12 protein-coding genes are annotated in these 10,408 nt (G+C 62.6%); 8 read left to right on the top strand and 4 right to left on the bottom strand.

All coding sequences use genetic code 11. The annotated features are described in order from the left end of the window. Both BHQ40_RS17380 and BHQ40_RS17375 read left to right on the top strand, forming a co-directional pair. Positions 1 to 1,353 (top strand): ATP-binding cassette domain-containing protein (locus tag BHQ40_RS17380; protein ID WP_070157054.1); only part of this gene is annotated, 1,353 nt, incomplete at its 5' end. A 147-nt stretch (positions 1,354 to 1,500) separates the two neighbouring features. Further along, a complete protein-coding gene (locus BHQ40_RS17375) occupies positions 1,501 to 2,763 on the top strand; it encodes an MgtC/SapB family protein (RefSeq protein WP_210766563.1) in 1,263 nt (420 codons plus the stop codon). Positions 2,764 to 2,925: 162 nt separating this feature from the next. Here BHQ40_RS17375 and BHQ40_RS17370 read toward each other — a convergent pair whose 3' ends face one another. Beyond that, complete coding sequence (locus BHQ40_RS17370) at positions 2,926 to 3,168, bottom strand: HP1242/YdcH family protein (protein WP_021246245.1); 243 nt, start codon at positions 3,166 to 3,168, stop codon at positions 2,926 to 2,928. Between the two features lie 91 nt (positions 3,169 to 3,259). Continuing rightward, a complete protein-coding gene (locus BHQ40_RS17365; protein ID WP_021690805.1) occupies positions 3,260 to 4,861 on the bottom strand; it encodes an MBL fold metallo-hydrolase in 1,602 nt (533 codons plus the stop codon). A gap of 216 nt (positions 4,862 to 5,077) precedes the next feature. Here BHQ40_RS17365 and BHQ40_RS17360 point away from each other — a divergent pair, with 216 nt between their 5' ends. Then, a complete protein-coding gene (locus tag BHQ40_RS17360; RefSeq protein WP_021246247.1) occupies positions 5,078 to 5,305 on the top strand; it encodes a hypothetical protein in 228 nt (75 codons plus the stop codon). On the opposite strand, the gene BHQ40_RS17355 is transcribed toward BHQ40_RS17360, so the two are convergent. Together BHQ40_RS17355 and BHQ40_RS17350 are read right to left on the bottom strand one after the other, a co-directional pair. Beyond that, positions 5,283 to 5,657, bottom strand: a complete 375-nt coding sequence (locus tag BHQ40_RS17355; RefSeq protein ID WP_031291857.1) for an ArsR/SmtB family transcription factor — start codon at positions 5,655 to 5,657, stop codon at positions 5,283 to 5,285. The two genes, BHQ40_RS17360 and BHQ40_RS17355, sit on opposite strands and share 23 nt — an antisense overlap. Beyond that, a complete protein-coding gene (locus BHQ40_RS17350) occupies positions 5,654 to 6,319 on the bottom strand; it encodes a peroxiredoxin (protein ID WP_021246249.1) in 666 nt (221 codons plus the stop codon). Before BHQ40_RS17350 ends, BHQ40_RS17355 begins: the two co-directional genes overlap by 4 nt. Before the next feature lie 106 nt (positions 6,320 to 6,425). Between BHQ40_RS17350 and trxC the strand changes: the two genes are divergently transcribed. The 5 genes from trxC (at position 6,426) to BHQ40_RS17325 (ending at position 10,397) form a co-directional block, all read left to right on the top strand. Further along, a complete protein-coding gene (trxC, locus tag BHQ40_RS17345; RefSeq protein WP_021246250.1) occupies positions 6,426 to 6,869 on the top strand; it encodes a thioredoxin TrxC in 444 nt (147 codons plus the stop codon). Positions 6,870 to 7,078: 209 nt separating this feature from the next. Beyond that, positions 7,079 to 7,723, top strand: a complete 645-nt coding sequence (locus BHQ40_RS17340) for a peroxiredoxin (protein WP_021690804.1) — start codon at positions 7,079 to 7,081, stop codon at positions 7,721 to 7,723. 71 nt (positions 7,724 to 7,794) lie between these two features. Further along, positions 7,795 to 8,715 (top strand): MBL fold metallo-hydrolase, encoded by a 921-nt coding sequence (locus BHQ40_RS17335; protein WP_021246252.1) that lies wholly within the window; start codon positions 7,795 to 7,797, stop codon positions 8,713 to 8,715. Positions 8,716 to 8,719: 4 nt separating this feature from the next. Beyond that, the gene (locus BHQ40_RS17330; RefSeq protein ID WP_021246253.1) at positions 8,720 to 9,508 is read left to right on the top strand and encodes a sulfite exporter TauE/SafE family protein; all 789 of its coding nucleotides are present in this window, start codon (positions 8,720 to 8,722) and stop codon (positions 9,506 to 9,508) included. 28 nt (positions 9,509 to 9,536) lie between these two features. Continuing rightward, positions 9,537 to 10,397, top strand: coding sequence for a class I SAM-dependent methyltransferase (locus tag BHQ40_RS17325; protein ID WP_021246254.1), 861 nt, complete (start codon positions 9,537 to 9,539; stop codon positions 10,395 to 10,397). Positions 10,398 to 10,408: the final 11 nt, after the last annotated feature.

The following is a 10,408-nucleotide window of genomic DNA, read 5'->3' as shown; positions in this document are numbered from 1 at the left end:
TGTGGCCATCGCGGCGCGCTGTTGGCGCTCGCCGCGGTTCGCGCGCGCCTGTTCGATCGCATCCTGTCCGAGCGCGACGTGCGGGCGGTCTCGGCGGGCGATGCCGTGACGCGGCTCGTGCAGGACATCGGCGCATTGGAGGACAGGCTGATCCGTAGGCCCGCGTTGCCTGCTGCGCTCGCCGGGGCTGCGATCGGTCTTGTCCTTGCATGGCTTGCCAGCCCTTGGGCGAGCCTTGTCTTGCTGGCGTTGCTTGTCGGGCTTGTCCTCTGGGCGCATTTGGCGACCCCCCACCTGCTGGCGAGCGCCGCGACCGACATGGCAGCGGCGCTTGCGCGGCTCAAGGCGGGCATGGTGGATTATGCCGCCGCCTCGCCCGAAATCCTTGCCTACGATCTCGCTCCGGCGATCGGGCGAAGCCTCGCGGTCGAGACGGCCGAACTGGACAGCGCGCGGCGTCGTTTTGCGCGCGGCGAAGCAATCATCGACGCGGGCCTCGTGTTGGGTGGAGGCATCGCCATGGGCGCGATGCTGATCCTCTCCCATGCCTCCCTGCCGTTGACGGTGCTTGCCGTGCTGGCGGCGGCGGGTGCGATCGAGGCCCTTTCCGGCTATGTGCGCGGCGTATCGCGAAGCGCGCTGGTCGCGGCCGCCCTCTCGCGATTGGAGGGCATGGCGGGTCAACCCTCTGCGCTTGTCCGCAAGGCGACGGCATCCATGGCGCCCGCGCGGAGCATTGCCTTTGATCGGGACGGCCTGCATGTCCGGATCGTGGCGGGCGAGCGCTTGGGGATTTCAGGCAAATCCGGCAGCGGCAAGACCAGCCTTCTGGAAACGCTCGCTGGTATTCGGCCCGCTGGCGAGCATTGTGGCATTGCTCTTGATGACCAGCTTCTTGCTTCCCTGCCGTCCGAGGACGTGCGAGCGGCATTCGCGCTCTCGCCCCAGGATGCCCAGCTCCTGTCGGGAACCATCCGCGACAATTTGCGTGTGGCGCGCCCCGGCCTCAGCGACGAACGGCTTTGGGCGGCGCTGGAAGTCGCCTGCCTCGCTGTCGATATTCGCGCGATGCCGCATGGGCTTGACCAATGGGTCGGCGACGGCGGAGCGCGGTTGTCGGGCGGCCAGCGCAAGCGGTTGTCGATCGCCCGCGCCTTGCTTGCCGGCAGGCCGTGGCTGCTGCTCGACGAGCCGAGCGAGGGGTTGGACATGGCGACGGAGGCGCGGCTTGCGGGCCACCTCGACGCGTGGCTTCGCGAGACAGGGACCGGAGTCGTGGTGGTGAGTCATCGACCGACCTTCTTGAGTCTCGTCGGCAAGGGTCGAACAATCAACTTGAAGGATCGCCGCTAATATAGGGATATCTGTAGCTGGCCTGGGGGCGGATCGATTTGGCGCGCGTAATCAAATCCATTCAATCCACGTCGCGCATAAGGAGGAGCCTATCTGCCGCGTTCATACTACCGTTCCCGATCGATTACCTTGCCGTGGAGTGATCATTTGATATCGCTTGATATGGAACTGCTTCGTTCGCTTGCTGCGGCGCTCGCGGTAGGCGTGCTGATCGGTATCGAGCGAGGCTGGCGGCAGCGCGAGGCAGCGGATGGCAGCCGGGTCAGCGGTTTGCGCACCTTTGGCCTGCTCGGTCTTGCCGGCGGCCTTGCCAGCCATATGCCCGAAAGCCTTGCGGCGGTAATCGGGCTGGCGGTCACTGCCAGCCTGGTTCTTGGATATCGCAGCGAACAAGCCCGCACGGCCAGCCTGTCCATCACCAATACGTTGGTCGGCATTATCACCTTCGCCTTGGGATATATGGCCGGGCAGGGCCTGGTGAGCGAGACGCTGGCCGTCGCGGCGGTAACCACCTTGATCCTGACGCTCAGGCAGCAATCCCACGCCATGCTCAAAGGGATGAGCCACAAGGAGGTCGAATCGATCGCCACGTTCGCGATCGTCGCGTTGGTCATCCTGCCGCTGCTGCCGGATGCGAGCTACGGCCCCTTTGAGGCCTGGAACCCGCGGCAAATCTGGATGGTCGTCGTCGTCGTGCTCGGACTCTCCTTCGCCGGCTATGTCGCCAGTCGTCGGCTCGGCGCGGACAAGGGGGTCATGATAACCGCTTTGTTCGGGGCATTGGTATCGTCCACGGCGGTCACTGTTGCCTATGCCCGGCGTTTGCGCGCCAATGATGGTCCGCAAGGCCCCTTGATTGCTGGTATTGCGCTCGCCTCGCTCGTGATGTTCGCGCGCGTCCAGATACTCTCTTTTACCCTCATCCCCTACGCCAGCACATCGCTCGCGCTTGCAATGGTTCCGGCTTTCGTCGTCGGCGGTCTGACAACCCTTCTGGCGCTACGCTCCAAGGTGGATGGTGATGGCGCCAGCGAGGTGAAGCTGGGCAATCCGCTGGATTTCGGGCCGGCGCTTCTGCTGGCGGGCGCGGTTGCGTTGATTGCTGTCCCGGCACGTTGGGCGCTCGCGCGGTTCGGCGATCAGGGCATTGTCGTTGTGCTTGGTCTTACGGGCATGTGGGATGTGGACGCAGCCGTACTCACGCTCGCGGGGCTGCCTGAGGATATGTTGAAACCCGACACGGCCGGACTGGTGCTTGCGGTGCCCGTGCTCGCCAACACGATGTGGAAGGCTGTACTCACGCTGGTACTGGCAGGGCCATCAAAGCAAGGCTGGAAGGCGTCCGGCCCACTCTTCGCATCAGTTCTGGCATCTGCTGCCGGTATCGCCGCGCTCATGGTGTTTCGCTAGGAGCGATGAGCGGGCAGCTCGTGCCTGGTTCGAAGCTGGTTCAGGTCCATTCCTGAGGGGGGATGCGCGCTTTCGTTGCTGGCCGTGAATTTGTGGCGACGCAGAGCCATGGCCGGCTATTGTCGTAAGGGCCGAACGCGCGGCATCCGGCCCTTGGGCAGATCAGGCGGCCTGCGACAGGGCTTCGGCGATCTGATCCTTGATCGCGAGGCGGCGCTTGCGAAGTTCGGTCTCGTGATCTTGCGAGGTCGGTTCGATATTGGTTTCAGCCACGTGGATTTCGTCGTTCACGACATCATAATCGAGAAGAAGCTGCGCGAAGCGAGAGTCCGAAACCTTCAAGGCGTGAATCTTGTCCATCTGACCGGGGAATTCCTCGCTCAGGGTGTGGGGGGTATTCGACATAATTACTCCTTTGATGAAACTATGATATATAGCGAATTCGCGCATGCCGGCACCCGTTTATGTCTGGGGCTGGTCACTTTGTTTTCGCCGATCAGCTCGATCGGCTCTTACGATGCTCGCGATAGGCCTGATAGGAATGCAGAATCTCGGCCATGCGGGCGAGTGCCTCGCGCCGGGCCGACGCGCTCTCGATATTCTGCAGTTCTTTTTTCAGATGGGTCGAAAAATCCGCATAGTCATTCTGCCAATCGCGGCCGACAGCCTCCTGTAGTTCCAGCTTTCCGGTCTTCAGGCGCTTGGACGAGGCGCGTGACGGCAGTGAATAGGTTTCCCCGATCTTCGGCGTGACAATCGATGCCGCAGCATCGTCCGCCTGCATCAGGCGGCGGAACGTCTCGATCGAGCCCTCTTCGCCGTGTCCCAGGAACAGGCTGCCATCGATCGGCTTCCGCGCCCTTATCCAGCGCTGCAGATCCTTCTGGTCGGCATGCGCCGAATAAGTGTCGATCCGCCGGATCTGCGCGCGCACCGCGACGTCCTGCCCCCAGATGCGCACGCGGTTCGCGCCATCGAGGATTGTCCGGCCAAGGGTGCCTGCGGCCTGGAAACCGACGAACAGGATCGTCGATTCACGGCGGCCGAGATTGTACCGCAGATGGTGACGGATGCGTCCCGCTTCGCACATGCCGGATGCCGCCATGATGATGGCTCCGGACATGTCGTTGAGCCGCATCGATTCCATCGTGCTGGCAGTGTAGTGGAACGAGGGGTGACGGAAGATTTCACCCGAGCCCATGTCTTCGAGTTCCCCGGCATGTTTGGCGAACACCTCTGTCGCGCGGGTCGCAAGTGGCGAATCGATGAACACCTGTGGATGCGCCAGGCGTCCGGTGTTGATCAGGGTCGCGATATCGAGGAGCAATTCCTGGGTGCGTTCGAGCGCGAAAACGGGAATGACGAGGTTGCCGCCGCGCGTAAGCGCTGCATTGATCTCGGCTTCCAGCAAAGTCCGGCGCTGCTCGATCGTCACGTCCTCGCGGACGCGGTCGCCATAGGTGCTCTCGCAGAACACATGATCGAGTCCTGCCGGACCCTCGGGATCGGCATGAAAGGCCTTGTGGTCTGGACCCAGGTCGCCGGAGAAGAGCAAGTGCACGCCACCGACCTCGATCTCCACGGATGTGGAACCCAGGATATGGCCCGCATTCCACAAGCGGGCCCGAAAACCGGCGGCAGGTGCGAACCAGTCGTGCAGCGCTACTGTCTCGACCTGTTCATAGGCCGCTTTGGAATCCGCTTCGGTATAGATCGGTTCGATCGGCTCCTCGTCCCGGCGATCCTGCCGTCGATTGCGGCGCTCCGCATCGCCCTCCTGAATTCGTCCGGCGTCGGGCAGCATGTAATACAGAAGGTCGCGGGTTTGCGGTGTCGCGAAGATCGGCCCGCGATACCCTTCCGCCGTGAGCCTGGGCAGCAGGCCGCTATGGTCGATATGCGCGTGCGTCAGGACAACGGCGTCGATCTTGCGCACGTCGAACTCGAAGGGGTCGCGATTGAGTGTTTCCAGCGTCCGGGATCCCTGGAACAAGCCGCAATCTATGAGGATCGTCTTTCCGCCATGGCGTAGTTCCATGCAGGAACCAGTGACTGTGCCGGCAGCGCCGTGGAAGGTTATGGTGGGTACGCTACTCATCGGTCCTCTCATTCTCTCGCCGGCGGTCCAATAGGCTGGTTATGCGCGGGTCGCAGGCCAATCATCTGTAAACTCGCCGATCTTCGTCTGTCCTTACGTATGGTTCCGAATTTGATCGGTGAAGCCCGGATCGATAGTGGCACTGAGATTGATTCCATGGAGTTCTTGCAAGGACGTGGGCGACGTCCGCGAACTGGTTGAGCTCAAGCAGGGAAAATGGAGGACGATGCCGCCCTCGAAGGCCAGACCTCGCTTCTTGACCGCGAAATTGCTCCCATGAGCCGGACGCTGGAGCGGATCAGGCGAGGCGCTTACGGCGAATGCTTGCAGTTATGGTATTCCACAAGCCTCGAAATGCTCTCTAACGTTGCAGCGATGATGTTCAGAACTTTCTTCGTAGACATCGTCCAGGACAATATCGTCACAAAATCTTGGCGAAGGTAGCGACCGATCCCTGGGGAAAAGGTCGCTTTGTTTTCGCGGCAGTGTCTCCTCTATTTATCGGAGTTCCCGCTAGAGCGCATAGCAATTCCGCTGTTCCCTCCATATTGGCCGATACGATGCTATAGAAAACGAGTTTCGCATCGCGGCGCGTCTGAACCAGTTCCGCCTTGCGCAAAATTGCGAGTTGTTGGGACAGGCCCGGTTGACCGATGCCGGTGAGGGCTTCGAGTTCGCCTACAGACTTCTCGCCATGTTCGAGGAGCGTCCGCAGGAGCTTCAGGCGGACGTCATGGGCGATCGCCTTGAGGACGCTGGCAGCCTCTTCAAGCTGCGTATCGGTGAAAGTCATCACTTGCCTGTTTTCCCATGCTTGTCGGGCTGCGTGCGGTGGAACCAGCAGCCATCGCCCGCCGCATCGAGCGCACCGTGCTGGTCCTGATAGGGCGGAAGAAGCACGTCATCGCCGGGATGCCAGCCTTCGGGGGTCACTACGTTGTCGTTGTCGACCCGTTGCAGCGCGGTCAGGACTCGAAGCAGCTCCTCCACCGATCGCCCGATGGTGGCTGGATAGCAGAGCTTGGCGCGGACAATGCCTTCGGGGTCGATGAAGAAGGTCGAGCGCAGCGTGGCCGCGTCGGGGGCGTTGTCCGCGAGCATTCCATAGGCGCGGCCGATCACCATCGAGGGATCTTCGACGATCGGGAAAGCGATGGTCACGCCGAAATGCTCGCGGATCGCCCTGATCCATCCGAGATGGGAATAGAGGCTGTCGACCGACACCGCGACCAGGTCGCAGCCGAGCGCCTTGAACCGATCGCTGGCGCGCGAGAGGGCGACGAATTCACTGGTGCAAACCGGCGTAAAATCGGCGGGATGAGAGAACAGCAGTACCCAGCGGCCGCGATGGCCGGACAGGGTCATGTCGCCCATCGTCGTGCGGGCGCGGAAATCAGGCGCGGGATCGCCGATCTGGATAGGGGAGCACACGGCATTGTCGTCTGCGTTCGAGTTCAACTTTCTCACTCCTGCAGAGAGGCAAGTCTTGAACCCTCTCCCTTACACGGTTACATCATGCGGGTAAACGATTAAGCGGTATTGGCGTTCCACAGGAGAGAAGCGCATGTCCGATGTCCCGCTGGTAGCCTGCCCGGTTTGCGCGAGCATCAACCGCGTTCCTGCAGCGAAGATCGGCGCGGCGCCAATTTGCGGGAAATGCGGAATGCCGCTTTTCCAGGGACAGCCGGTCGATGTCGACCAGGCGGCATTCGATCGGCATGTAGGTCGCGGAAGCCTGCCGGTTCTCGTCGATTTCTGGGCGAGCTGGTGCGGACCTTGCCGCGCCATGGCGCCGGCGTTCAAGGCGGCCGCTGCGGAGCTGGAGCCGCATGTCCGGCTCCTGAAGGTCGATACCGAAGCTGAGCAGGGTATTGCCGGGCGCTACCGCATTCAGTCGATTCCGACGCTGATCCTGTTCAGGGGTGGCCGCGAGGTCGCCCGACAGGCCGGGGCGATGGACCGTGCGCGACTCGTCGCCTGGACAAGGCAGGCGCTCGTCACCGCCTGATTCGGGGTGTGATGACCCCATACTTAGCATAAACGATGCTTTGACGTGTTCGCGCCTCTGGTCCCGTGCGCTGCGAATCCGGCCTAATTCGGCCGATTGCAGAAGTGATTGAAAAATCCGATCAAAGGAATTAGATTTATCGTGTTATCACGATTAATAGAAATGTGTATTCAATATCTGTCACTCACTCAGTCACAGGAGACGATAAAATGACAGACCAGGTCACTCCCTCCATGCCGCGGATCAACGAACCCGCGCCTGCCTTCAAGGCCAAGACGACCCACGGCGAACGCTCGCTCGACGATTACAAGGGCAAGTGGCTCGTTCTCTTTTCCCACCCCGCCGACTTCACGCCGGTCTGCACGACCGAATTCATGGGCTTCGCCAAGGCCGCCGACCGCTTCAAGGCGCTCAACTGCGAACTGCTGGGCCTCTCCATCGACTCGGTGCATTCGCACATCGCCTGGATGCGCAGCATCGAGGAGAAGTTCGGCGTCGAGATCCCGTTCCCGATTATCGACGATCTGTCGATGAACGTCGCCAAGGCCTTCGGCATGATCCATCCCGGTGCCTCGGACACCTCGGCCGTTCGCGCCACCTTCATCATCGACCCCGAAGGCATTGTCCGCGCGATGGTCTATTATCCGATGTCGAACGGCCGCTCGGTCGATGAATTCGTCCGCCTGCTCACCGCGCTCCAGACGTCCGACGCCAACAAGGTGGCGACGCCTGAAAACTGGCAGCCCGGCGAGCCGGTGATCGTGCTGCCGCCCGCGACGGCTGAAGCCGCCAGGGCCCGCAAGGACGAAGGTTACGACTACACCGATTGGTATTTCAGCAAGAAGACCCTCTGAGGCAGCTGGGCCGGCTTCGCGTCCCAAGTGCGAAGCCGGTACGCCGGGCCAGACAGGAAAGGACAAGGCCCATGGCCGACCCGCAAATCCGTGAAGCCACCCGCATCGTCGAGGCCGCGAGTAATGCGCGGCCCGCGGTCATCCGCAGCTTCTTCGACGAGGACACGTTTACCGTGACCCACGTCATCTCAGATCCCGCCACGGCCAAGGCCGCGATCATCGATAGCGTGCTCGATTTCGATCCGGCTTCGGGGCGCACCTCCTTCGCGTCGGCCGACAAGGTGATCGACTATATCCGGAGCGAAGGGCTCGAGGTCGAATGGCTGCTGGAGACGCACGCCCATGCCGACCATCTGTCGGCCGCGCCCTATCTTCAGGAGAAGCTGGGCGGCACGCTGGCGATCGGTCGCCATATTCTCACCGTGCAGGAGGTCTTCGGCAAGATCTTCAACGAGGGAACGCGCTTTGCTCGCGACGGCTCGCAGTTCGACCGGCTGTTCGATGACGGCGACCGTTTCAGGGTCGGCTCGATCGAGGCGATCGCGCTGCATGTGCCGGGCCATACGCCCGCCGACATGACCTATGTGATCGGCGATGCGGCGTTCATCGGCGACACGCTGTTCATGCCCGACTACGGCACGGCCCGCGCTGACTTCCCGGGCGGCGATGCGCGCACGCTTTATCGGTCGATCCGCCGCCTGCTGTCGCTCCCCGATCAGACCGGCCTTCATCTTTGCCACGACTACAAGGCCCCCGGGCGCGATACCTATGCCTGGGAAACGTCGGTCGGCGAGGAGCGAGAGCATAATGTCCATGTTCGCGACGGGGTGAGCGAGGACCAGTTCGTCGCCATGCGCGAGGCGCGCGATGCGACGCTCGGGATGCCGCGCCTCATCCTGCCGTCCATCCAGGTCAACATGCGCGGCGGCCACCTGCCCGAGCCGGAAGACAATGGCATGCGCTACCTCAAGCTGCCGATAAACGCGCTGTAAGGCCATGGCACTCGAACCCATCCAATATCTGCTTGGTGCCGGATCGGGCTCGCTCGTCGGATTCACGCTGGGGCTGGTGGGCGGTGGGGGCTCAATCCTCGCCGTCCCGCTCATGGTCTATCTGGTCGGCGTCGCCTCGCCGCATGTCGCGATCGGCACCAGCGCGCTGGCGGTCGCCGCCAATGCCGGGGCCAATCTCGTTCCCCACGCGCGCCAGCGGACGATCAAATGGCGTTGCGCCGGCATGTTCGCCGCCGCTGGTGTCGCCGGCGCCTATGCCGGATCGACGCTCGGTAAAGCGTTCGATGGACAGAAGCTGCTGTTCCTGTTCGCTCTGCTGATGGTCCTGGTTGGCGGGCTGATGCTAAAAAGCCGGGGCGATCCCGGCAATCCCGATGTCCAATGCCGGCGCGAGAATGCGCCCAAGGTGATCGGTTATGGGGCCGCCACTGGTCTCTTTTCCGGGTTCTTCGGCATCGGCGGGGGCTTCCTGATCGTGCCGGGACTGATGGCTTCGACCGGGATGCCGATGCGCAACGCCGTCGGATCGTCGCTGGTCGCCGTCACCGCTTTTGGTCTGACTGCCGCGCTCAACTATGCCCTTTCCGGCCTGGTTGATTGGGGGCTTGCTGCGGCGTTCATCGCCGGCGGCGTCATCGGCGGCCTTGTGGGCGCGGCGCTCTCTCGGCGGCTGTCGGCGCACAAGGGGGTGCTCAATACGATATTCGCACTGCTGATCTTTGCGGTTGCCGCCTACATGCTGTGGCAAAGCACCGCCGCGATCCTGGGCTGATTCTTGTAACGACGATGGGAATACATCGATGAACGATGCTGGGGAGAACAGGGAAGGTTTGGCCGCGCACGATTGGGCCGGCCAGGCGGGCATGCGTTGGCTCGCCCAGCTCGACCGCTTCGAAAGCATGATCGAGCCGATCGGCAGGGCGTTGCTTGCCCAGGCCGCATACAACTTCGGCGAAACGGTGGTCGATGTCGGATGCGGCGGTGGCTGGACCACGCGGCAGATCGCCACGGCCGTCGGCAACACCGGATTTGTGCTCGGCCTCGACATCTCACCCGATCTGGTGGGGATGGCCAGGGAACGGGCACAGCGCGCGGGCCTTGCCAATATCCGCTTTGAGCAGGGCGATGCCGCCACTGCGATGCCGAAAGAAGCGCCGTTCGATCGGCTGTTCTCGCGCTTCGGTTCGATGTTCTTCGCTGAGCCTTATCCCGCTTTCGCCAATCTGCGCCGGATGTTGCGCGATGGCGGGCGGCTCGACATCGCTGTCTGGGCGCCCATCGCTGACAATCCGTGGCAGCTTAGTGTCATGGGCATCATCAAGGAGCATATGGACCTGCCGACGCCGCAGTCGCGCGCGCCGGGACCATTCGCGCTCGGCGAGCAGGACTATGTGATCGACCTTCTCCAAAGCGCGGGTTTCTGCGAGGTCAGATTCGATGCCTGGACAGGTGAGCAGCGCGTGGGCGGCCCCGGCAGTGATCCCGAGAGCGCCGCTCGCTTCGTGCTTGAGGGGATGCAGATCGGCGATCTTGTTCGACAGAACGGGGCAGAGGTACGCAAGGCCATTCACCAGCATCTTGTCGAGCTGTTCGAGCGCCATTGCGATGAGAATGGCGTTCATATGGGGGCGAAGGCCTGGCTGGTGAGCGCACGGGCCTGAGAGCATTCAAG

The organism is Sphingobium phenoxybenzoativorans, from assembly GCF_001757355.1.
Lineage (GTDB): Bacteria > Pseudomonadota > Alphaproteobacteria > Sphingomonadales > Sphingomonadaceae > Sphingobium > Sphingobium phenoxybenzoativorans.
The sequence above is the reverse complement of the archived record's forward strand: the minus strand, read 5'-3'. Positions and strand labels throughout refer to the sequence as shown.